The sequence below is a fragment of the Pseudomonas izuensis genome, from assembly GCF_002356535.2.
Taxonomy (GTDB): Bacteria; Pseudomonadota; Gammaproteobacteria; order Pseudomonadales; family Pseudomonadaceae; genus Aquipseudomonas; species Aquipseudomonas izuensis.
This window is the reverse complement of record NZ_AP017423.2, coordinates 4,460,405-4,483,589: the sequence shown is the minus strand read 5'-3', so window position 1 is coordinate 4,483,589 and position 23,185 is coordinate 4,460,405. Positions and strand designations below refer to the sequence as shown.

General features: G+C 60.7%; 19 protein-coding genes. 6 read left to right on the top strand and 13 right to left on the bottom strand.

Translation table 11 applies throughout. The features are described from left to right. Positions 1-98: 98 nt before the first annotated feature. Positions 99-1,955 carry a sigma-54-dependent Fis family transcriptional regulator gene (locus LAB08_RS19805; RefSeq protein WP_096510108.1) on the bottom strand — a complete coding sequence of 619 codons (1,857 nt, stop codon included), beginning with the start codon at positions 1,953-1,955 and terminating at the stop codon, positions 99-101. A gap of 386 nt (positions 1,956-2,341) precedes the next feature. On the opposite strand from LAB08_RS19805, the gene LAB08_RS19800 reads away from it, so the two are divergent. From LAB08_RS19800 to LAB08_RS19775, 6 genes are read left to right on the top strand one after another with little or no spacing between them, the layout of a single operon-like run. Continuing rightward, the gene (locus tag LAB08_RS19800) at positions 2,342-3,436 is read left to right on the top strand and encodes an ABC transporter ATP-binding protein (RefSeq protein WP_096510109.1); all 1,095 of its coding nucleotides are present in this window, start codon (positions 2,342-2,344) and stop codon (positions 3,434-3,436) included. After that, positions 3,436-4,551 (top strand): ABC transporter ATP-binding protein, encoded by a 1,116-nt coding sequence (locus LAB08_RS19795; protein ID WP_096510110.1) that lies wholly within the window; start codon positions 3,436-3,438, stop codon positions 4,549-4,551. The genes LAB08_RS19800 and LAB08_RS19795 overlap by 1 nt, the downstream gene beginning before the upstream one ends. Next, positions 4,548-5,414 (top strand): carbohydrate ABC transporter permease, encoded by an 867-nt coding sequence (locus LAB08_RS19790; protein ID WP_096510111.1) that lies wholly within the window; start codon positions 4,548-4,550, stop codon positions 5,412-5,414. The genes LAB08_RS19795 and LAB08_RS19790 overlap by 4 nt, the downstream gene beginning before the upstream one ends. Positions 5,415-5,424: 10 nt before the next feature. Continuing rightward, positions 5,425-6,225: a carbohydrate ABC transporter permease gene (locus tag LAB08_RS19785; RefSeq protein ID WP_096510112.1), complete on the top strand. Its 801-nt coding sequence runs from the start codon at positions 5,425-5,427 to the stop codon at positions 6,223-6,225. A gap of 10 nt (positions 6,226-6,235) precedes the next feature. Next, the gene (locus tag LAB08_RS19780; RefSeq protein WP_096515285.1) at positions 6,236-6,508 is read left to right on the top strand and encodes a DUF2160 domain-containing protein; all 273 of its coding nucleotides are present in this window, start codon (positions 6,236-6,238) and stop codon (positions 6,506-6,508) included. Positions 6,509-6,556: 48 nt separating this feature from the next. Continuing rightward, entirely contained in the window at positions 6,557-8,299 is a 1,743-nt protein-coding gene (locus tag LAB08_RS19775; RefSeq protein WP_096510113.1) for an ABC transporter substrate-binding protein, read from the top strand. A 368-nt stretch (positions 8,300-8,667) separates the two neighbouring features. Here the strand turns inward: LAB08_RS19775 and nuoN are convergent, their stop codons facing one another. The 12 genes from nuoN to LAB08_RS19715 form a co-directional block, all read right to left on the bottom strand. Next, on the bottom strand, positions 8,668-10,131 hold the full coding sequence (gene nuoN / locus LAB08_RS19770) for an NADH-quinone oxidoreductase subunit NuoN (protein WP_096510114.1): 1,464 nt from the start codon (positions 10,129-10,131) through the stop codon (positions 8,668-8,670). A 7-nt stretch (positions 10,132-10,138) separates the two neighbouring features. Beyond that, on the bottom strand, positions 10,139-11,671 hold the full coding sequence (nuoM, locus tag LAB08_RS19765) for an NADH-quinone oxidoreductase subunit M (RefSeq protein ID WP_096510115.1): 1,533 nt from the start codon (positions 11,669-11,671) through the stop codon (positions 10,139-10,141). Positions 11,672-11,710: 39 nt separating this feature from the next. Next, positions 11,711-13,564 (bottom strand): NADH-quinone oxidoreductase subunit L, encoded by a 1,854-nt coding sequence (nuoL, locus tag LAB08_RS19760; protein ID WP_096510116.1) that lies wholly within the window; start codon positions 13,562-13,564, stop codon positions 11,711-11,713. Next, positions 13,561-13,869, bottom strand: coding sequence for an NADH-quinone oxidoreductase subunit NuoK (nuoK, locus tag LAB08_RS19755; protein WP_007946416.1), 309 nt, complete (start codon positions 13,867-13,869; stop codon positions 13,561-13,563). The genes nuoL and nuoK overlap by 4 nt, the downstream gene beginning before the upstream one ends. A gap of 2 nt (positions 13,870-13,871) precedes the next feature. Next, a complete protein-coding gene (gene nuoJ, locus LAB08_RS19750; protein ID WP_096510117.1) occupies positions 13,872-14,375 on the bottom strand; it encodes an NADH-quinone oxidoreductase subunit J in 504 nt (167 codons plus the stop codon). 9 nt (positions 14,376-14,384) lie between these two features. Then, a complete protein-coding gene (gene nuoI / locus LAB08_RS19745) occupies positions 14,385-14,930 on the bottom strand; it encodes an NADH-quinone oxidoreductase subunit NuoI (RefSeq protein ID WP_178132024.1) in 546 nt (181 codons plus the stop codon). A 12-nt stretch (positions 14,931-14,942) separates the two neighbouring features. Then, a complete protein-coding gene (nuoH, locus tag LAB08_RS19740; RefSeq protein WP_096510118.1) occupies positions 14,943-15,950 on the bottom strand; it encodes an NADH-quinone oxidoreductase subunit NuoH in 1,008 nt (335 codons plus the stop codon). Beyond that, the gene (gene nuoG, locus LAB08_RS19735; RefSeq protein ID WP_096510119.1) at positions 15,947-18,661 is read right to left on the bottom strand and encodes an NADH-quinone oxidoreductase subunit NuoG; all 2,715 of its coding nucleotides are present in this window, start codon (positions 18,659-18,661) and stop codon (positions 15,947-15,949) included. Before nuoG ends, nuoH begins: the two co-directional genes overlap by 4 nt. 138 nt (positions 18,662-18,799) lie before the next feature. Beyond that, entirely contained in the window at positions 18,800-20,155 is a 1,356-nt protein-coding gene (gene nuoF / locus LAB08_RS19730; protein ID WP_096510120.1) for an NADH-quinone oxidoreductase subunit NuoF, read from the bottom strand. Then, the gene (gene nuoE, locus LAB08_RS19725; protein ID WP_096510121.1) at positions 20,152-20,649 is read right to left on the bottom strand and encodes an NADH-quinone oxidoreductase subunit NuoE; all 498 of its coding nucleotides are present in this window, start codon (positions 20,647-20,649) and stop codon (positions 20,152-20,154) included. The genes nuoF and nuoE overlap by 4 nt, the downstream gene beginning before the upstream one ends. A gap of 2 nt (positions 20,650-20,651) precedes the next feature. Continuing rightward, the gene (gene nuoC, locus LAB08_RS19720; RefSeq protein WP_096510122.1) at positions 20,652-22,436 is read right to left on the bottom strand and encodes an NADH-quinone oxidoreductase subunit C/D; all 1,785 of its coding nucleotides are present in this window, start codon (positions 22,434-22,436) and stop codon (positions 20,652-20,654) included. A gap of 72 nt (positions 22,437-22,508) precedes the next feature. Further along, positions 22,509-23,183: a NuoB/complex I 20 kDa subunit family protein gene (locus LAB08_RS19715; RefSeq protein WP_047527662.1), complete on the bottom strand. Its 675-nt coding sequence runs from the start codon at positions 23,181-23,183 to the stop codon at positions 22,509-22,511. Between the last annotated feature and the right edge of the window lie 2 nt (positions 23,184-23,185).

Here is a 23,185-nt window from a genome sequence, read left to right as displayed (position 1 = left end):
GGGCAAGCCTTGCTCCCACAGGGATGAGTCGTGTCCGAAACGTGTGGACGACGAAATCCTGTGGGAGCAAGGCTTGCCCGCGATTGACTGCGCAGCAGTCAGCTGTCTGACTGACGCAACCGCTTGTACAGGGTATTGCGACTTACCCCCAGCCGCCGCGCCAGATGGGAAATATTCCCCCCAACCGCCCGCAACTGCCGATTCAAATCCTCGGCATCATCAAGATCCACCGCCAGCGGCTCCGGTGCCTCGACCGGCTCCATCTCCAGATCGACAAAAAAATCATCCGGCAAATGCTCCGGTCGCACCGGTTGTTCCTCGGCCATGGCCAACGCCACCTGCATCACGCTGCTGACCTGACGCAAATTGCCCGGCCACGGATGGCGGTCGAACAGTTCCAATACCTCTCGGCTCAAGCCGGCCCACTGGCTCGGTTCGCGGTGCTGCTCCCACAGACGCTTGAACAACGCCTGCTTGTCGCTGCGCTCGCGCAGTGGCGGCAACTCCAGGGTCAAGCCGCCGATGCGGTAATACAAATCCTCACGGAAACGCCCCAACTGCACTTGCTCACGCAAGGAGCGGTTGGTCGCGGAAATGATGCGGATGTCCACCGGGAACAACTCGCTGCTGCCCACCGGCTGCACGCAGCGTTCCTGCAACACCCGCAGCAATCGCGCCTGGGTCGGCAGCGGCATGTCGCCGATTTCGTCGAGGAACAGCGTTCCTTTGTCTGCCTTGCGAATCAGTCCGATACTGCCTTTCTGATTCGCCCCGGTGAACGCGCCTTTCTCGTAGCCGAACAATTCGGATTCCACCAGTTCGGCGGGGATCGCCGCACAGTTGACGGCAATGAACGGTTGTTTGCTGCGAGAGCTGGCCTGGTGCAGGGCCTTGACGAAGACTTCCTTGCCGACCCCGGTCTCACCATGGATCAGCAGCGGAATATCTTTTTCCAGCAAGCGCTCGGCCTGGCGCACGGCTTTTTCCACGCGGCTGTCGCCGAAGTGCAGGGTGTTGAGGCTGATGGCGGCCGGGGCGGGTGCCGCCACGGCAGGTTCCGCATTCTTTGCTTCAGAAAATAGTCGCGCGTGAATCGACGTCTGCTGCGGCCGTTTCAGCAGGCACTGGAAGCGATTGCGTCCAGAGGTTTGCAGGGCGAAGGGCAACCCCTCGGGTTGATTCAGCAGTTCCAGTAGCGACACCTTGAACAGGCTCTCGACACTGACCCGCGACAATCGCACGCCCAGCAGATTGTCAGCGCGACGGTTGGCGGACAGCACCTGGCCGCTCTCATCGAAAATCAACAACCCGGCCCACTGGCTGTCGAGGTTGTTCAGGCCGGTGTTGAAGGTCAGTTGGAAATGCTGGCCGTGGAACAGGTTGAGGATCAGCCGGTTTTCCACGGTCTGGCTCATCATCTTGACCATGCCCAGGGTATGGGACGGCGGCAGGTAGCTGTCGCTGGACACGTCCAGCACTGCAATGACCTTGCGCTCGGCGTCGAAAATCGGCGCGGCGGAACCGGTCATGAAGCGATTGGCCTTGAGGAAGTGTTCATCGTGCTCGATGTGCACCGCCTGCTCGCAAGCCAGCGCGGTACCGATGGCGTTGGTGCCGCTGCAACGCTCCATCCAGCTGGCGCCGGCGCTGAAGCCGCGGGTCAGGCTCGGTTCGATAAAACGCTGGGTACCCCAGGAGGTCAGCACCTGGCCCTGGTTGTCGGCGAGCATGATCAGGCAGTTGGAATTGCTGAGGATGTTCTCGTAATAGGGCAGCACTTCCTGATGGGTGGTCTGTACCAGTGAGTGCTGGCTTTCCAGCAGCTGTGCGATGCCTTCGGCAGGTAGCTGGTCGAACGCCGGAGCGCTCTGATGATCAAGGCCGAACGCGCGGCAGCGTTTCCAGGAGTCCTGGATGATGGCGTCGTGGGATAACGCGGGGGCAGGTGCGGCCATTGAAGTCAGCCTCTGATTGACGCTTTTATTGTTGTTATAGGCAGTCCTCTGTGGGAGCGAGCCTGCTCGCGAAAGCGGTGGGTCAGGCAACTCAATGTCGACTGACACTCCCTCTTCGCGAGCAGGCTCGCTCCCACAGGTTTTGTCATTCTGGCTTCGTTCCAGCGGCGACAAAAGCATCCATAGAGTGTTGTTCACTAATGTTCATTGTCAATCGTTGAACTGTTCAGTTGTTCAGTCTCGATTGTTCATTTGTGTTCAGCATCGAACGCGGATTTTCGGCAATTTCAAAGATTTTCCAAACAGATCAATGGCTTGAAATTTTTGGCACAAATGTCGCTATACAGCTCCGGTCGCTTGTCTCCAAAAATAAAAAAGGCCGAGCCATGTCATTAACCCTGGAGCATGTCAGCCGCACCGTCGAGGGCCAGACCTGGATTGACGATGCGTGCCTCAAGTTCGAACCTGGATCCTTCAACGTTTTGCTTGGGCGCACGCTGTCCGGCAAAACCAGTCTCATGCGCCTGATGGCCGGGCTGGACAAGCCTGACAGCGGTCGCATCCTGATGAATGGCGTCGATGTCACCCAGCGGCCAGTGCGTTTGCGCAACGTGTCGATGGTCTATCAGCAGTTCATCAATTATCCGACCATGACCGTCTTCGAGAACATCGCTTCGCCCCTGCGCCAGGCGGGTGTGTCCAATGAGCTGATCCAGAGCAAGGTGCTGGAAACCGCGAAGATGCTGCGCATCGAGAAATTCCTCCAGCGCCATCCCCTTGAACTTTCCGGTGGCCAGCAACAGCGCACGGCCATGGCCCGGGCGTTGGTCAAGGATGCCGAACTGATTCTGTTCGACGAGCCGCTGGTCAACCTCGACTACAAGTTGCGCGAAGAGTTGCGCCAGGAAATGCGTGAGCTGTTCAAGGCACACCACACCATCGCCATCTATGCCACCACCGAGCCCAACGAAGCCCTGGCACTGGGCGGCACCACGACCATTCTTCACGAGGGGCGGGTGATTCAGAGCGGCAAGTCGTCCGAGGTCTATCACCAGCCGCAGACTGTTCTCGCGGCCGAGCTGTTTTCCGAGCCACCGATCAATCTGATGCCGGGGCGTATCGCCGGTAATGAAGTGAGCTTCGCCAATTTCGTGCATTTCCCGCTGAACGTCGATTTGCGTCCGGTGGGCGAGGGCGAGTTCCGCTTTGGCGTGCGCCCCAGCCATATCTCGCTGGTGCCGAGCAACGACGATGACCTCGAATTGGCAGTGACCGTCGAGGTCGCCGAAATCAGTGGCTCGGAAACCTTCCTGCACGTGCGCAACGAGCATTTCCTGCTGGTGCTGCACCTGCCCGGCGTTCACGAATACGACGTCGATGCGCCGATCCGCATCTACATCCCGACCCATAAACTGTTTGTGTTCGATACGCAGGGGCGGCTGGTCCAGGCGCCGGGCCGGCGTGTCGCGAGGGTTGCCTGATGGCCGAAATCCGTTTGCAGAACCTCGCCCACAGCTACACCAGCACACCGAGCGTGCCCGAGGATTACGCGATCCGCGAGATGGATCACATCTGGGAGCAGGGCGGTGCGTATGCCTTGCTCGGTCCTTCGGGCTGCGGCAAATCAACGTTGCTCAATATCATTTCCGGGTTGCTCAGTCCGTCCCAGGGTCACGTGTTGTTCGACGGTAAAGCGGTCAACGACCTGACCCCGGAAAAACGCAACATTGCCCAGGTTTTCCAGTTTCCGGTGGTCTACGACACCATGACGGTGTTCGACAACCTGGCCTTCCCTTTGCGCAACCAGGGCATGGCCGAGGCGAAAATTCACACCAAGGTGCAGGAAATCGCTGAAGTCCTTGACCTTCAGAATCTGCTGAACAAAAAGGCCCGCAACCTCACCGCCGACGAAAAACAGAAAGTCTCCATGGGCCGTGGGCTGGTGCGCGATGACGTGTCGGCGATTCTCTTCGATGAACCGCTGACGGTGATCGACCCGCACCTGAAGTGGAAGCTGCGGCGCAAGCTCAAGCAGATCCACGAGCAGTTCAACATCACCATGGTCTACGTCACCCACGATCAGCTGGAGGCTTCGACCTTCGCCGACAAAATCGCGGTGATGTACGGCGGGCAGATCGTGCAGTTCGGCACGCCGCGGGAACTGTTCGAGCGGCCGAGCCATACCTTTGTCGGCTACTTCATTGGCAGCCCCGGCATGAACCTGATCGAGGTGCAGCCACAACCGGGCGGTGTCGGTTTCGCTTCGACCCATTTGCCGCTGTCAGCGGCCATGCAAAAACGCATCGCCGAGAGCACCTGGCAAACCCTGAAGGTCGGCATTCGCCCGGAATTCGTCCACGTGTGGGACGAGCCGTTCGATGAGGCACTGCGGGCACACGTCGTACACGTCGAAGACCTCGGTACCTACAAGATCATGACCCTGAACCTCGACGGCGTGCCGCTGAAAGTGCGCCTGGCCGAAGACAAGCCGGTTCCCCAAGGCACGGCCTACATCAGTTTTCCGGGGCAGTGGCTGATGGTCTACGCCGACGAATTCCTGCTGGAGCCGCATGCAATGGATGAGGTGCAGCCATGAACAAGGTGCAGAACAACAAGGCCTGGTGGCTGGTGCTACCCGTGTTCCTGCTGGTGGCCTTTAGTGCGGTGATCCCGATGATGACCGTGGTCAATTACTCGGTGCAGGACATCTTCGACCAGTCCAGCCGCTACTTCGTCGGTGCCGACTGGTACAAACAGGTCTTGCTCGATCCGCGTCTGCACGACTCGTTGCTGCGTCAGTTCATTTACTCGGCCTGTGTGCTGCTGATCGAAATCCCGCTGGGAATCGCGATTGCGCTGACCATGCCGACCAAGGGCCGCTGGTCGTCGGTGGTGTTGATCGTCCTGGCGATTCCTTTGCTGATCCCGTGGAACGTGGTCGGCACCATCTGGCAGATCTTCGGTCGGGCCGACATCGGCCTGCTCGGTTCGAGCCTCAATGCCATGGGCATCAGCTACAACTATGCGGCGAACACCATGGACGCCTGGGTCACCGTGCTGGTGATGGACGTCTGGCACTGGACCTCGCTGGTGGCGCTGTTGTGCTTCTCCGGCCTGCGGGCGATTCCCGACGTGTACTACCAGGCGGCGCGAATTGACCGGGCTTCGGCCTGGGCGGTGTTCCGGCACATCCAGTTGCCCAAGCTCAAGAGCGTGCTGCTGATCGCAGTGATGCTGCGCTTCATGGACAGCTTCATGATCTACACCGAGCCGTTCGTGCTCACCGGCGGCGGGCCGGGCAATGCCACGACCTTCCTCAGCCAGACCCTGACGCAGATGGCCATCGGGCAGTTCGACCTGGGCCCGGCCGCGGCGTTCTCGCTGGTGTACTTCCTGATCATCCTGTTGGTGTCCTGGCTGTTCTACACCGCCATGACTCACTCTGACGCCAACCGCTGAGGCCCGCACCATGAGCAAGAGAAAGCTGATTCCACTGCTGCTCTACATCCTGTTCCTGCTGGTGCCGATCTACTGGCTGCTGAACATGTCCTTCAAGAGCAACACCGAAATCCTCGGGGGCCTGACGCTGTTTCCCCTGGATTTCACCTTCCACAACTACAAGGTGATCTTCACCGATCCGGCCTGGTACACCGGTTACCTCAACTCGCTGTACTACGTGAGCCTGAACACGGTGATCTCCTTGAGCGTGGCGCTGCCGGCAGCCTATGCGTTCTCGCGCTATCGCTTTCTCGGCGACAAGCACCTGTTCTTCTGGCTGTTGACCAACCGCATGGCACCGCCGGCGGTGTTCCTGCTGCCGTTCTTCCAGCTGTACTCCTCGATCGGACTGTTCGACACCCACATCGCCGTGGCGCTGGCGCATTGCCTGTTCAACGTGCCGTTGGCGGTGTGGATTCTCGAGGGTTTCATGTCTGGCGTGCCGAAGGAAATCGACGAAACGGCCTACATCGACGGCTACAGTTTTCCAAAATTCTTCGTGAAGATTTTCGTCCCGCTGATCGGCTCCGGCATCGGTGTGACGGCGTTTTTCTGCTTCATGTTCTCCTGGGTCGAACTGCTGTTGGCGCGAACCCTCACGTCGGTGAACGCCAAACCCATCGCGGCGGTCATGACCCGCACGGTCTCGGCGTCCGGCATCGATTGGGGGGTACTGGCGGCGGCGGGGGTGTTGACCATCCTGCCCGGCATGCTGGTGATCTGGTTTGTTCGCAACCACGTGGCCAAGGGCTTTGCCCTGGGTCGGGTATGAGGAACTGATGATGGAATGGATGAGCTGGACCGTCCCTACGATGGCGTTTTTCGGCGTCATTGCCTTGATCCTGGTGGGCATGACCACCTGGGAGCTACGTTCGCCGAGCGTGCTTCGGCGAGGTTTTCTACCGATTGCCACCACCCGTGGCGATCGGCTGTTTATCGGTCTTCTCGGCAGCGCCTACCTGCATCTGATGGTAATCGGCGTGACCGACTGGAGCATCTGGGTCGCCTTCGCGATGTCCCTGGTGTGGCTGTTGGCTGTGATGCGTTGGGGCTAGTCGAGTCGCTCGGCAATGTTGCTCCGAAATCCCATACAGGAGGTCTCTATGTTCGACAAAAACAATAAGCTGCGACATAGCATTTCATTGGCAGCCATGCTGGCACTCAGCGGTTTGAGCGCAACGGCCTGGGCCGATGCCTATGAAGAAGCGGCGAAGAAATGGATCGGCAGCGAGTTCAAGCCATCCACGCTGACGGCCGATCAGCAACTGGCGGAATTGAAGTGGTTCATCAAGGCGGCCGAGCCGTTTCGCGGGATGGACATCAAGGTCGTCTCGGAAACCCTGACCACTCACGAGTATGAATCCAAGGTACTGGCCAAGGCTTTTACCGAGATCACAGGCATCAAGGTCACCCACGACCTGCTGCAGGAAGGCGACGTGGTGGAAAAGCTGCAGACCGTGATGCAATCGGACAAGAGCATCTATGACGGCTGGGTCAACGACTCGGACCTGATCGGTACCCACTTCCGCTATGGCAAGACCGAAGCGATCACCGACCTGATGGCCAACGAGGGCAAGAACTTCACCTCGCCGACCCTGGACATCAAGGACTTTATCGGCACTTCCTTCACCACTGCGCCGGATGGCAAGCTCTATCAATTGCCCGACCAGCAGTTCGCCAATCTGTACTGGTTCCGCGCCGACTGGTTCGAGCGGCCGGAGCTGAAAGCCAAGTTCAAGGAAAAGTACGGTTACGAATTAGGCGTGCCGGTGAACTGGTCGGCCTATGAAGACATTGCCAAGTTCTTCAGCGAAGACGTCAAGGAAATCGACGGCAAGCGCGTCTATGGGCACATGGACTACGGCAAGAAAGACCCGTCCCTGGGCTGGCGCTTCACCGATGCCTGGTTCTCCATGGCCGGTGGCGGCGACAAGGGCCTGCCTAACGGCTTGCCGGTGGATGAGTGGGGGATTCGTGTCGAGGATTGCCATCCGGTGGGTTCCAGCGTGACTCGCGGTGGCGACACCAACGGCCCGGCAGCGGTGTTCGCCACCCAGAAATACGTCGACTGGATGAAAGCTTACGCACCACCGGAAGCCGCGGGCATGACCTTCTCCGAATCCGGACCGGTGCCGTCGCAAGGCAACATCGCCCAGCAAATCTTCTGGTACACCGCCTTTACCGCCGACATGACCAAACCCGGCCTGCCCGTGGTGAACGCCGATGGCACGCCGAAATGGCGCATGGCGCCATCGCCACGCGGGCCTTACTGGGAGGAGGGCATGAAGCTGGGCTATCAGGACGTGGGTTCCTGGACGTTCATGAAGTCCACGCCTGAGAAACAGAAACTCGCAGCGTGGCTCTATGCGCAGTTCGTGACCTCGAAAACCGTATCGTTGAAGAAAACCATCGTCGGCCTGACCCCGATCCGCGAATCGGACATCAACTCGCAGGCCATGACCGACCTGGCGCCAAAACTCGGTGGCCTGGTTGAGTTCTACCGCAGCCCGGCCCGCGTGCAATGGACCCCAACCGGGACCAACGTGCCGGACTATCCACGTCTGGCACAGCTATGGTGGAGCCACATCGCCGAAGCCGCCAGTGGTGACAAGACTCCGCAAGAAGCACTGGACGGTCTGGCCAAGGATCAGGACGCCATCATGTCCCGCCTGGAGCGTTCGAAGGCACAAGCCACCTGCGCACCGAAGATGAACCCGGAGCGCGATGCGCAATACTGGTTCGATCAGCCGGGCGCACCGAAGCCGAAACTGGCCAACGAAAAGCCCAAGGGCGAAACCGTGAGCTACAACGAACTGCTGAAATCCTGGGCGGACGCGCGTAAGTAAACGGCTGGAGCGAGAAAGGCGAACGGCACCGGAAGGTGCCGTTTTTGATTGTGTCTGTTAAGGCCTCTTCGCGAGCAGGCTCGCTCCCACAATAAATCCCGGGTGTTTATAGATATTGTGTACGCAGGAAATCCATTGTGGGAGCGAGCCTGCTCGCGAAGGGGCCATCTCAGGCAATAGGTTTCTAATGGAAGGTCAAATATATAAAGAGCAAAAGATCGCAGCCTTCGGCAGCTCCTACAGGGAGTATGCGATCTAAATGTAGGAGCTGCCGAAGGCTGCGATCTTTTGCTATTGAAACTCCAAAAACAAAAACGGCACCCGAAGGTGCCGTTTCTATTTACTAACTACCAAGTATCGCTAAACGATCAACCCGCCAGACCCGATTGCTGAACCAGGTTCAGCAGCGGCTGTGGATACAGACCAAGGAAGAACGCCAGTACCGCGATGGCCAGCAGCATCACGCCGCCTGCACGTTGTTCCCAGTGCAGTTGCGCATCGTGGCGACGCAGGTTGGGTTCGATCAGGTACAGGGTGACCATGACGCGCAGGTAGTAGAACACGCCGATGGCACTGCCCAGAACCAGGGAGCCGACCAGCCACCATTGGTGCGACTCGACACCGGTGGCAATGATGTAGAACTTGCCGATGAAGCCCGCGGTCAGCGGGATACCGGCCAAGGACAGCATCATCACGGTCAGTACGGCGGTCAGGTACGGACGGCGCCAGAACAGGCCGCGGTATTCGTACAGGGCGTCCGCGTCACGGCCGTTGTACGGCGAGGACATCAGGGTGATCACGCCGAAGGCACCGAGGCTGGTGATCACGTAGGTGACCAGGTACACGCCGATGGCTTCCACGGCCAGGCCCTTGCTCGCCACCAGGGCGATCAGCAGGTAGCCGAAGTGGGCGATGGACGAGTAACCCAGCAGACGCTTGAGGTTGCTCTGGGTCAGGGCCAGCAGGTTACCGAACAGGATCGACGCGATGGCGATGATGGTCAGTACGTTGCTCAGCACACCGCTGCTCGCCGCTGGCGAGATCTGGAACAGACGCACCATCACGGCGAACACGGCAACCTTGGAAGCTGTCGCCAGGAACGCGGCAACCGGTGCCGGAGCACCTTCGTAGACGTCCGGGGTCCAGAGGTGGAAGGGTACCAGCGACAATTTGAACGCCAGGCCGATCAGCATCATGCCCAGGCCCAGTTGCGCCAGCGAACTCGGCATGCCGGTGGCCGCCAGGGCCTGGCCGATACCGACGAAGCTCAGGGAGCCGGCGTCAGCGTAGAGCAGGGCCATACCGAACAACAGGAACGCGGAGCCGGCAGCCGACAGCACCATGTACTTGATACCGGCTTCCAGCGAACGCTTGTTGAAGAAGGCATAAGCCACCAGGCCGTAGACCGGTACCGAGAGCAGCTCCAGACCGACGAACAACCCGGCCAGGTGTTGCGCGCTGACCAGCACCAGGCCGCCGGCGGCGGCCATCAGGATCAGCAGGTACAGTTCTTCACGGTTGCCCGGGTAACCCGAACCGCCATCACCGAGGTAGGCGTGGGCGAGGGTGACGCAGGCGAGGGTGGCGACCAGGATCAGCGCCATGTACAGGCAGGCGAAGGTGTCGATCTGCAGCAATGGGGTCACGGCCAGTGGCGCGACTTTCAGGGCCGGCAGGATCGACAGCAAAGCCAGGTTAAGACCCGCCACCGACAGCAGGAAGGTCTGGGAGTGGTTGCGGCGCCAGGCGATCGCCAGCATCACCACGATGATCGTGGCGCTGGTGATCAACAGCGGCGCTAGCGCGATAAAGTGTTGAGTCGTGAATTCCATAGCGCTCTTACCGGGCCGAAGCGAGTTGAGTGAAGGCGGTGCCGAGCCACTGCTGCACGCCATGCATTGTCGCGGCAGAGGTATCGAGGAACGGCTGCGGGTAGACGCCGATGTAGATCAGCAGCGCTGCCAGACCGACCACCATGATCATTTCGCGACCGTCCATGCCATGCAGCACCGCGTCCGACTTGGCCGGGCCGAAGTAGGCACGGTGGATCATGATCAGCGAGTAGACCGAACCGAACACCAGGCCGGACGTCGCGATGATGGTGACCCACGGGGCAATCGGGAAGGTGCCGATCAGGATCAGGAACTCACCGACGAAGTTGCCGGTACTCGGCAGGCCCAGGGAAGCGGCTGCAAAGAACAGGCTCAGGGCCGGCAGGTAAGCGATCTTCGACCACAGGCCACCCATCTCGCGCATGTCACGGGTGTGGGTGCGTTCGTACAACTGGCCACTCAGGATAAAGAGTGCCGCGGCCGACAGGCCGTGCGCCAGCATCTGCATCACCGCGCCTTGCAGTGCCAGTTGGCTGCCGGAGTAGATGCCGATCAGTACGAAGCCCATGTGGGAAACGGACGAGAAGGCGATCAGACGCTTGATGTCGGTTTGCGCGAACGCCAGGAACGCACCGTAGAAGATCCCGATCAGACCCAGGGTCATGGCGAACGGCGCGAACTCGGCCGACGCATTCGGGAACAGCGGCAGGGCGAAACGCAGCAGGCCGTAGGCAGCGGTCTTCAGCAAGATACCGGCCAGGTCCACGGAGCCTGCGGTCGGCGCCTGGGCGTGAGCGTCAGGCAACCAGGAGTGGAACGGGACGACTGGCAGCTTTACCGCGAAGGCGATGAAGAAGCCGAGCATCAGGATGTACTCGGTCGTCATCGACATCTTGGTCTTCAACAGATCGGCGTAGTTGAAGGTAATCACGCCGGTGTCGTTGAAGTTGACCAGGACCAGGCCCAGGATCGCCACCAGCATGATCAGGCCGGAAGCCTGAGTGAAGATGAAGAACTTGGTCGCCGCGTAGATCCGGGTTTTCTTGCCGTCCGAAGAACTGTGACCCCAGAGCGCGATGAGGAAGTACATCGGCACCAGCATCATTTCCCAGAAGAAGAAGAACATGAACAGGTCGAGGGCCAGGAACACGCCGACGACACCGCCCAGGATCCACATCAGGTTCAGGTGGAAGAAGCCCACGTGACGCTGGATCTCTTTCCAGGAGCAGAGTACCGAGAGGACACCCAGCAGGCCGGTCAGCATGATCATCAACAGCGACAGACCGTCGAGGGCCAGGTGCACGTTGATGCCGAAGCGCTGGATCCAGACGTGCTTGAACTCAAGCGCCCAGGTCGGATCGGCGCCAGGCGCCGGGGCAAACGAATAGTCGCCGTGGGCCCACAGCCAGAGGCCGAGGGCGAGCAGCAGGGACATGGTGATCAGCGCAATCCAGCGGGGGAGGGTGGCGCCGAAGCGCTCACCCAGCCAGCACAGCAGGCCGCCGATAAAGGGGATCAGGATTAGCCAAGGCAGAATCATGACGGGCTCAATTCCTTTCGCAAGTTCGCAAGGTTCATATCAGACCGCTACCAGCACGACGGCGCCGATTACCAGCACGGCACCAGCAGCCATCGAGGCGGCGTACCAACGCAGTTGACCGGTCTCGGTACGGCTCAGGGCGGTGTGACCGCCTTTGGCCATGCGCGGGATCAGACCGATGGTCTGGTCGAGCGGGTCTTTGCGCAGGATGTGGCTGATCGCCAGGTAAGGCTTGACGAACAGTTTGTCGTAGATCCAGTCGAAGCCCCAGGCAGCGAACCACCAGGCCGACAGGAAACGGCCGATGCCGCTGTTGGCGATGGCGGTCACGAAGCGACGCTTGCCGAGGAACAGCAGCGCGGCCAGCAGGATACCGGACAGGGCGATGGCGCCTGACGCGATTTCCAGGCTGTGCTTGGCTTCGCCGCCGGCATGGCCGACGCTTTCCGGCAGTACGCCGTGCAGTGGCGGAACGATCATCGCGCCAATGGCGGTGGACAACACGATCAGCACCGACAGTGGCAGCCAGTGGGCGATGCCATGACCGGCATGGGCTTCGGTCTTCGCTTCACCGTGGAACGCGATGAAGATCAGGCGGAAGGTGTACAGCGAAGTCATGAACGCGCCGACCAGACCTGCGTAGAGCAGACCGTGATTGCCGCTGGCGAACGCTTCCCAGAGGATTTCGTCCTTGGAGTAGAAGCCTGCGGTCACCAGTGGCAAGGCCGCCAGGGCCGCGCCGCCAACGATGAAGCTGGCGTAGGCCAGAGGCAGTTTCTTCCACAGGCCACCCATCTTGAAGATGTCCTGCTCGTGGTGGCAGGCAACGATCACCGCACCGGAGGCAAGGAACAACAGGGCCTTGAAGAAGGCGTGGGTCATCAGGTGGAAGATCGCGCCATCCCAGGCACCGACGCCTAGGGCCAGGAACATGTAGCCGATCTGGCTCATGGTCGAGTAGGCGAGGATACGCTTGATGTCGGTCTGAACCAGCGCGGCAAAACCGGCCAGCACCAGGGTCACGCCACCGACGATGCCTACAAGGTGCAGGATTTCCGGCGCCAGGGTGAACAGGCCGTGGGTACGGGCGATCAGGTAGACACCCGCGGTCACCATGGTTGCAGCGTGGATCAGTGCCGAAACCGGGGTAGGACCGGCCATCGCATCCGCCAGCCAGGTTTGCAGCGGCAGTTGCGCGGATTTACCGACCGCACCGCCCAGCAGCATCAGGGTGGCAAGGACCATCCAGATGTTACCGGCCTGGAATTTCTGCGGTGCCAGCACCAGCAGTTCCTGAACGTTCAGGGTGCCCAACTGGGCGAACAGGATGAACAGGCCGATGGCCATGAACACGTCGCCGATACGGGTCACGATGAAGGCTTTGAGTGCGGCGTTACCGTTGTTGCGGTTGCTGTAGTAGAAACCGATCAACAGGTACGAGCACAGGCCCACGCCTTCCCAGCCGAAGTACAGGAACAGCAGGTTATCGCCCAGCACCAGGAACAGCATGCTGGCGATAAACAGGTTGGTGTAGGCGAAGAAGCGCGAGTAACCGGCTTCACCGCGCATGTACCAGGACGCGAACAGGTGGATCAGGAAGCCCACGCCGACCACCACACCAAGCATGGTCAGGGACAGACCATCCAGGTACAGCGCGAAGTTCGGCTTGAAGCCTTCCACCGCCATCCACTGCCACAACACCTGGGTGTAGTGGCCGCCTTCCGGTGGCGCGACGTTGAATTGCCAGATCACGTAAGCCGCGACGATGGCAGACAAGCCGACAGAACCGACGCCGATCAGCGCCGAGAGGTTTTCCGAGAGCCGTCCACGGGAGAACGACAGCAGCAGGAACCCAATGAGAGGGAATACGAAAGTCAGATAGAGAAGATTCATCCGCGCATCTCACTGGCAGCGTCGATATCGAGCGTGTGGAAGCGGCGATACAGTTGCAGCAGGATCGCCAGGCCGATACTGGCCTCGGCGGCTGCCAGGCTGATCACCAGGATGAACATGATCTGTCCATCCGGCTGCGCCCAGCGGCTACCGGCAACGATGAACGCCAGGGCGGAGGCATTCATCATGACCTCCAGGCTCATCAGCACGAAAAGAATGTTGCGGCGGACCATCAGGCCGACCAGACCGAGGCAGAACAGGATGCCGGCGACCGCCAGACCATGCTCCATGGGGATAGCAGGCATCGTCATTGCTCCTTGGCTTCGTTGCGGCCCAAGTGGAACGCCGTGACGGCTGCGGCGAGCAGCAGCATCGAGGCGAGTTCGACCACCAGCAGGTAAGGACCGAACAGGCTGATGCCCACGGCCTTGGCGTCTACGGTGGTGTGGCCGACGGCCTGGCCGGTCTGGTGGGAGAACAGCACGTACAGCAGTTCAACCAGCAGCAGCGCGGCGAGGGCGACCGGGCCGCCCCATATACCGGGCTTGAGCCAGACGCGCTCCTGCTGAACCGAGGCCGGGCCCAGGTTCAGCATCATCACCACGAACACGAACAGCACCATGATGGCGCCAGCGTAGGCGATCACTTCCAGTACACCGGCGAACGGCGCGCCGAGGGCAAAGAAGGTCATTGCCACGGCGATCAGCGAAATGATCAGGTAGAGCAGGGCGTGCACGGGGTTGGTGTTGGTGATCACGCGAAGCGTGGACACCACAGCGATACCCGATGCGAAATAGAAAGCGAATTCCATCTTTCTTCCTTAAGGCAGCAAGCTCTTCACGTTGATCGGTTCGGCTTCATTCTGCGCGGAGCCCTTCGGCTTACCGGCAATCGCCATACCTGCAACACGATAGAAGTTGTAATCAGGGTTTTTGCCGGGGCCGGAGATCAGCAGATCTTCTTTCTCGTAAACCAGGTCCTGACGTTTGAACTCGGCCATCTCGAAATCCGGTGTCAGCTGGATCGCGGTGGTCGGGCAGGCTTCCTCGCAGAGGCCGCAGAAGATGCAGCGCGAGAAGTTGATGCGGAAGAAGTCCGGGTACCAGCGACCGTCTTCGGTTTCAGCTTTCTGCAGCGAGATGCAGCCAACCGGGCACGCCACGGCGCACAGGTTGCAGGCTACGCAGCGCTCTTCACCGTCGGGGTCGCGGGTCAGGACGATACGGCCACGGTAGCGCGGCGGCAGATAGACCGGTTCTTCCGGGTACTGCAGCGTGTCGCGCTTGCGGAAGGCGTGGCCGAAAATCATCACCAGGCTGCGAAGCTGGGTGTAGAGGCCATGCACGATGTCAAATATGTACTTCATGATTCTCTATCCTCACTGAGCCGCGACGGCGGACGTGTTGAGCAACACGATCGCAGCGGTCACCAGCATGTTGACGAGGGTCAGCGGCAAGCAGAACTTCCAGCTGAAATCCATCACTTGGTCATACCGTGGGCGCGGGATCGAAGCGCGCAACAGAATGAACATCATGATGAAGAACCCGGTTTTCAGTGCGAACCAGATGAACGGGATCTGCGGCAGAATGCCGAACGGACCGTGCCAGCCACCGAAGAACAAGGTCACCAGCAGCGCCGAAATCAACACGATGCCGATGTACTCGCCGACGAAGAACATGCCCCATTTCATGCCGGCGTATTCAATGTGGTAACCGTCGGCCAGTTCCTGTTCCGCTTCCGGCTGGTCGAACGGGTGACGGTGAGTCACGGCCACGCCAGCGATGAAGAAGGTCAGGAAACCGAAGATCTGCGGAATGATGAACCACAGGTGCTGGGCCTGGTAGTCGACGATGTCGCGCATGTTGAACGAGCCGACCTGGATCACGATGCCCATCAGCGACAGGCCCATGAACACTTCGTACGACACGGTCTGAGCCGAAGCACGCAAGCTACCCAGGAGGGCGAACTTGTTGTTACTCGACCAGCCGGCGAACAGCACCGCGTAGACCGACAGACCGGCCATGGCGAAGAAGAACAGGATGCCGATGTTCAGGTCCGCCACGCCCCAGGTCGGGGTGATCGGGATGATCGCGAAGGCAATCAGCAGGGCGCTCATGGCGACTACCGGTGCCAGGGTGAAGATCATCTTGTCGGCGAATGGAGGCGTCCAGTCTTCCTTGAAGAACATCTTGATCATGTCGGCGGCGATCTGGAACGCGCCGAACGGACCGACGCGGTTCGGACCGTAACGGTCCTGCCAGAGGGCGAGCAAACGACGCTCGACCCAGCTGAGCAGGGCGCCGCAGACCACCACGGCGAGCAGAATCACCACGGCCTTGAGGACCGCGATGATGATGTCGATCACTTCAGGAGTGAACAAGGTCATTGAGCTGCCTCCTGCAGACCGTCAACGGATTTGCCAAAGATGGCTGGCGGAATGCCGGCGATGCCCGCAGGCAATGCCACCAGGCCAGCGCCCAGCTCTTCGTTGATGCGCAGCGGCAGACGCAGGGTCTGGCCAGCGACGTTCAAGCTGAGCATGGCGCCGTCGTTGACACCCAGGCGATCGGCTTCGGATTTGGCCAGGGCGACGTAGGCGGCCGGGATGCGTTCCTGAACCGGAGCGGCTTTCGAAGAGTTTTCTTCGCTGCCGAACAGGTGGAAGAACGGCACGACCTGCCAGGTGCCCGGAGCCGGGTTGAACGCACGCGGAACGCTGGCGAACCAGTTCAGCGAGTCACCGGTGCTTTCGATCAGGCGGGTGCCCGGGTCGCCAGCGCGGATGTGACCACCGACTTCGTCCTGGAACTTGTTCCAGGCTTGCGGCGAGTTCCAGCCCGGAGACCAGGCGAACGGCACTTGCTGACGCGGTTCGGCCGAGCCCGAGTAACCTTCCATGGAGAAGGCGAACGCGGTGTCCTTGTCCTGCGGGGTGCGCGGCTCGTGCACGCTGATGTCGGCGCGCATGGCGGTACGACCGGAGTAACGCAGCGGTTCACGGGCCAGTTTCAGGCCCTTGATGCGGAACGCGGCGGACGGAGCGGCGTTGACGATGCCGGCCAGTTGCTCGGTGCTCGAAGCAACGGCAGCGGTGGCATGGTCCAGTTGCGTCCAGTCGATCGGCTTGTTCAGCAGGGTGGCGCGCAGGGCGTGCAGCCAGCGCCAGCCTTCGTGAACCAGGATGCTGGCATCCATGTATTGCGGGTCGAACACCTGGAAGAAACGCTGGGCGCGGCCTTCCTGGCTGACCAGGGTGCCGTCGCCTTCGGCGAAGCTGGCGGCTGGCAGTACCAGATGCGCACGATCGCTGGTGGCGGTCTTCTGATGGTCGGCGACGATCACCACTTTCGCGGCGGTCAGGGCGGCATCAACCTTGGCCTTGTCGGTACGGGTGTACAGATCGTTTTCCAGCACGACGATGGCGTCGGCCTTGCCGTCGATCACCGCTTGCAGCGCAGCGTCGACCGACTCGCCACCGAGCATGGCCAGGCCGAGGCTGTTGGCCTCCGGCACGATCAGGCTGATGGAACCGTTCTTCTCGCGCAGCTTCAGGGCCTTGGCGATGTTCGCAGCGGCTTCGATCAGGGCTTTGGAGCCCAGGGACGTACCGGCGATGATCAATGGGCGCTTGGCGGCGAGCAGGGCGTCGGCAATGCGCTTGGCCAGTTCGAGGGCTTCGGCGTCCAGGCCTTCAACGGCAGGGGCGCTGGCGTCAAGGGCGTGAGCCACGGCGAAACCGATGCGAGCCAGGTCGTCGGGAGCGGCGTGAACGCACTCTTCGGCGATGTCGTCGAGTTTGGTTTCAGCCAGGCTGGCGATGAACAGCGGGTTCAGCGCGTGCTGACCGATGTTCTTCACCGCGGCGTCGAGCCAAGGCTGGACGCGCATGGCATCAGCCATGTCTTCAGCTTTACCTTTGACCGACTGACGCAGGCCCAGGGCCATACGGGCAGCGGTCTGGGTCAGGTCTTCACCCAGGACGAACACGGCGTCGTGATCTTCGATGTCGCGCATGTTCGGCACAGGCAGCGGGCTGTCTTTCAGCACCTGCAGCACCAGGCGGATGCGCTCCAGCTCGGAAGCCTCGATGCCGGAGTAGAAGTGCTCGGCACCGACCAGTTCGCGCAACGCGTAGTTGCTTTCGAGGCTGGCGCGTGGCGAACCGATACCGACGATGTTACGACCGCGCAGCAGGTCGGCGGCTTTATCCAGTGCTTCGTCGAGGGTCAGCTTGGCGCCGTTGGCCAGCAGCGGCTGACGCGGACGGTCCTTGCGGTTGACGTAGCCATAGCCGAAACGGCCACGGTCGCACAGGAAGTACTGGTTGACCGAACCGTTGTAGCGGTTTTCGATGCGACGCAGTTCACCGTAGCGCTCGCCCGGGGAGATGTTGCAACCGCTGGAGCAGCCATGGCAGATGCTCGGCGAGAACTGCATGTCCCACTTGCGGTTGTAGCGCTCGGAGTGCGTCTTGTCGGTGAACACACCGGTCGGGCAGACCTCGGTGAGGTTGCCGGAGAATTCGCTTTCCAGGGTGCCGTCTTCAACGCGACCGAAGTACACGTTGTCGTGGGCGCCGAACACGCCGAGGTCGGTGCCGCCGGCGTAGTCCTTATAGAAGCGCACGCAGCGGTAGCAAGCGATGCAGCGGTTCATTTCGTGGGAAATGAACGGGCCCAGTTGCTGATTCTGGTGGGTACGCTTGGTGAAGCGGTAACGGCGCTCGTTGTGACCGGTCATTACCGTCATGTCTTGCAGGTGGCAGTGACCGCCTTCTTCACAGACCGGGCAGTCGTGAGGGTGGTTGGTCATCAGCCATTCAACGACGCTGGCGCGGAATACTTTCGCTTCTTCGTCGTCGATGGAGATCCAGCTGCCGTCGGTGGCGGGGGTCATGCAGGACATGACGATCCGACCACGCTTGTCGTTCTCGTCGGTGTACTGCTTGACCGCGCACTGGCGGCAAGCGCCAACGCTGCCAAGGGCGGGGTGCCAGCAGAAATAAGGGATATCGAGGCCTAGCGACAGACATGCCTGTAACAGGTTGTCTGCCCCATCGACTTCGAGCTCTTTGCCGTCTACGTGGATAGTGGCCATGGTTCAAAGTTCTTCGTTGGCCCGGTGTCAGCGGGCGTGGCTAATGGAATCTTGTTATCCGCGCGAATCAAAACAGCCGGTGAAGGCGTCATCGCGCGAAAAGCGAAGGGCACGGACCCTTCGCCTCTTTTTAAGCGTTTACGCGCCGACTACGATCGGCCTTGCCAGAGGCGGGACGGCGGCGCTGGTGGGCGCGATGCCGGCTTCGAACTCGTGGCGGAAGTATTTGATGGCGCTGCCCAACGGCTCCACGGCACCTGGTGCGTGAGCACAGAAGGTCTTGCCTGGGCCGAGGAAACCGACCAGACCCAGTAGGGTCTCGATGTCGCCAGCCTGCCCTTGACCGTTCTCGATCGCACGCAGCAGCTTGACGCTCCACGGCAGACCGTCACGGCACGGGGTGCAGAAACCGCACGACTCACGGGCAAAGAACTCTTCCATGTTGCGCAGCAGGGACACCATGTTGACGCTGTCATCCACCGCCATGGCCAGGCCGGTGCCCATACGGGTGCCCACTTTGGCGATGCCGCCGGCATACATTTGCGCATCCAGGTGTTCCGGCAACAGGAAACCGGTACCGGCGCCGCCAGGCTGCCAGGCCTTGAGCTGGTAGCCGTCGCGCATGCCGCCGGCGTAGTCTTCGAACAGCTCGCGACCGGTGACGCCGAATGGCAGCTCCCACAGGCCAGGGTTCTTGACCTTGCCGGAGAAGCCCATGAGCTTGGTGCCCATGTCTTCGCTGCCTTCGCGGGCCAACGATTTGTACCAGTCCACGCCGTCGGCAATGATCGCCGGGACGTTGCACAGGGTTTCGACGTTGTTCACGCAGGTCGGCTTGCCCCACACGCCGACGGCGGCAGGGAAGGGCGGCTTGGAGCGCGGGTTGGCGCGGCGGCCTTCCAGGGAGTTGATCAGTGCGGTTTCTTCACCGCAGATGTAACGCCCGGCGCCGGTGTGGACGAACAGCTCGAAATCGAAGCCGCTGCCCAGGATGTTCTTGCCCAAAAGGCCGGCTGCCTTGGCTTCTTCCACGGCACGGTTCAGGTGCTTGGCGGCGGTGGTGTATTCGCCACGCAGGAAGATGTAGCCACGGTAGGTTTTCAGTGCGCGGGCACTGATCAGCATGCCTTCGATCAGCAGATGGGGCAGTTGCTCCATCAGCATGCGGTCTTTCCAGGTGTTGGGTTCCATTTCATCCGCGTTGCACAGCAGGTAGCGGATGTTGATGGATTCGTCTTTTGGCATCAGGCCCCACTTCACGCCCGTGGGGAAGCCTGCACCGCCGCGACCTTTGAGGCCGGAGTCTTTCACGGTCTGGACGATGTCGTCCTGAGCCATGTCGGCGAAGGCTTTGCGCGCAGCGGCGTAACCGTTCTTGGCCTGGTACTCGTCGAGCCATACGGCTTCGCCGTCGTCACGCAGGCGCCAGGTGAGCGGGTGAGTCTCGGCCGAACGCTTGATGCGGTTGGCTGGACCGAAAGAAGTCAGGGTCATACGTAGCCCTCGAGCAATTTGGCAACGCCTGCTGGCTGCACATCACCGAAAGTGTCGTCGTCGATCATCAACGCCGGCGCCTTGTCGCAGTTGCCGAGGCAGCAGACCGGCAGCAGGGTGAAACGACCGTCGGCGGTGGTCTGACCCAGGCCGATGCCCAGCTTGCTCTGGATTTCGCTGACCACGAACTCGTGGCCACCGATGTAGCAGACCATGCTGTCGCAGACGCGAATGATGTGGCGACCGACCGGTTGACGGAAGATCTGGCTGTAGAACGTCGCCACGCCTTCAACGTCGCTGGCCGGAATGCCGAGGATTTCGCCGATGGCGTACAAGGCGCCGTCCGGCACCCAGCCGCGTTCCTTCTGAACGATCTTCAGGGCTTCGATCGACGCCGCGCGCGGGTCTTCGTAGTGATGCAACTCGTGCTCGATGGCCGAGCGCTCGGTTTCGCTCAGGGCGAAACGGTCTGTCTGGATAAGCGTGCTGTTCATGCTTAGCGGTCCACGTCGGCCATAACGAAATCGATACTACCCAGGTACGCGATCAAGTCCGCGACCATGCTGCCTTTGATCACCGAAGGGATCTGCTGCAGGTGCGGGAAGCTTGGGGTACGGATCCGGGTGCGGTAGCTCATGGTGCCGCCATCGCTCGTCAGGTAATAACTGTTGATACCCTTGGTCGCTTCGATCATCTGGAAGGATTCGTTGGCCGGCATGACCGGGCCCCACGAAACTTGCAGGAAGTGCGTGATCAGGGTTTCGATGTGTTGCAGCGTGCGCTCTTTCGGCGGCGGCGTGGTCAGCGGGTGATCCGCCTTGTACGGGCCTTCCGGCATGTTGCGCAGGCACTGGTCGATGATCTTGATGCTCTGGCGCATTTCTTCGACGCGCACGATGCAGCGATCGTAGGCATCGCCATTGGCCGCCAGCGGTACTTCGAACTCGAAGTTCTCGTAGCCCGAGTACGGACGTGCCTTACGCAGGTCGAAGTCGCAACCGGTGGAACGCAGGCCGGCACCGGTGACACCCCATTCCAGGGCTTGCTTGGTGTTGTAGTCGGCGACGCCGATGGTCCGGCCACGCAGGATGCTGTTGTCCAGGGCCGCTTTCTGGTATTCGTCCAGACGCTTGGGCATCCACTCGACGAAATCCTTGACCAGCTTTTCCCAGCCGCGCGGCAGGTCGTGGGCGACGCCACCGATGCGGTACCAGGCCGGGTGCAGGCGGAAACCGGTGATGGCTTCGATCACCGTGTACGCACGCTGACGGTCGGTAAAGGTGAAGAACACCGGGGTCATGGCGCCGACGTCCTGGATGTAGGTACCTAGGAACAGCAGGTGGCTGGTGATCCGGAAGAACTCGGCCATCATGATGCGGATGACGTCGACCTTCTCCGGTACCTTGATGCCCGCCAGCTTCTCGACCGAGAGCACGTACGGCAGGTTGTTCATCACGCCGCCGAGGTAGTCGATACGGTCGGTGTACGGGATGAAGCTGTGCCAGGACTGACGCTCGGCCATCTTCTCGGCACCACGGTGGTGGTAGCCGATGTCCGGTACGCAGTCGACGATCTCTTCACCGTCCAGCTGCAGGATGATGCGGAACGCACCGTGTGCCGAAGGGTGGTTGGGACCCAGGTTGAGGAACATGTAGTCCTCGTTCGGGCCGGAGCGTTTCATGCCCCAGTCTTCCGGCTTGAAGCGCGCGGCTTCTTCCTCGAGCTGTTGCTTGGCCAGGGTCAGGCTGAACGGATCGAACTCGGTGGCACGGGCCGGGAAGTCCTTGCGCAGCGGGTGACCTTCCCAGGTCGGCGGCATCATGATGCGTGACAGGTGCGGGTGACCTTTGAAGTCGATGCCGTACATGTCCCAGACTTCACGCTCGTACCAGTTGGCATTCGGCCAGATGCTGGTGACGGTTGGCAGGCTGAGGTCGCTCTCGGACAAGGCAACCTTGATCATGACGTCACTATTACGTTCGATCGACATCAGGTGATAGAACACGGAGAAGTCGACGCCGTTCGGCAGCCCTTGACGCTTGGTGCGCAGACGCTCGTCCACGCCGTGCAGGTCATAGAGCATGACGTACGGCTTGGGCAGGTTGCGCAGGAAAGTCAGGACTTCGACGAGTTTGGCGCGGGCAACCCAAAGCACCGGCATGCCGGTGCGGGTAGGCTGGGCGGTGAACGCCTCGGGGCCAAAACGGTTGTTCAGTTCGACGACCACATCCTGGTCGTCTGCCTTATAAGGCGGGATGTACAGAGCACTGCCTGTAGTCATGGTTATTTATCGCTTTCGGTCAACGTAAAGAATGAAGCCAGTTTTTCGTTTCTTTGAAACAGCTGAACTGGATCAGACTTCGTCGGGGCTGCGCAGGTTGGTTACCTGAATACGCTGTTCGCGGCGCTTTTCCTTTTCGGAAGGCATCTCGGCGCGATACACGCCTTGATCGCCAACGACCCAGGAAAGTGGGCGACGCTCCTGGCCAATCGACTCCTGCAACAGCATCAAGCCTTGCAGGAAAGCTTCAGGGCGGGGCGGGCAGCCAGGCACGTAGACGTCCACGGGCAGGAACTTGTCCACCCCTTGAACGACGGAGTAGATGTCGTACATGCCACCGGAGTTGGCGCACGAACCCATGGAGATGACCCATTTAGGCTCGAGCATTTGCTCGTAGAGACGCTGGATGATCGGCGCCATCTTGATGAAGCAGGTACCGGCGATAACCATGAAATCCGCCTGGCGCGGCGATGCCCGGATAACCTCGGCGCCAAAGCGCGCGATGTCGTGGGGCGCCGTGAAGGCGGTGGTCATTTCCACGTAGCAGCACGAAAGACCGAAGTTATACGGCCACAGGGAGTTCTTGCGCCCCCAGTTGATCGTGCCGTTAAGCACGTCTTCGAGCTTGCCCATGAAAATGTTTTTGTGGACTTGATCTTCTAACGGATCGGAAACGGTTTCCCGTTCGCCAATCGGATACTGCTCGTTAGGAGCATCGGGGTCGATCCTGGTGAGATTGTATTGCATTG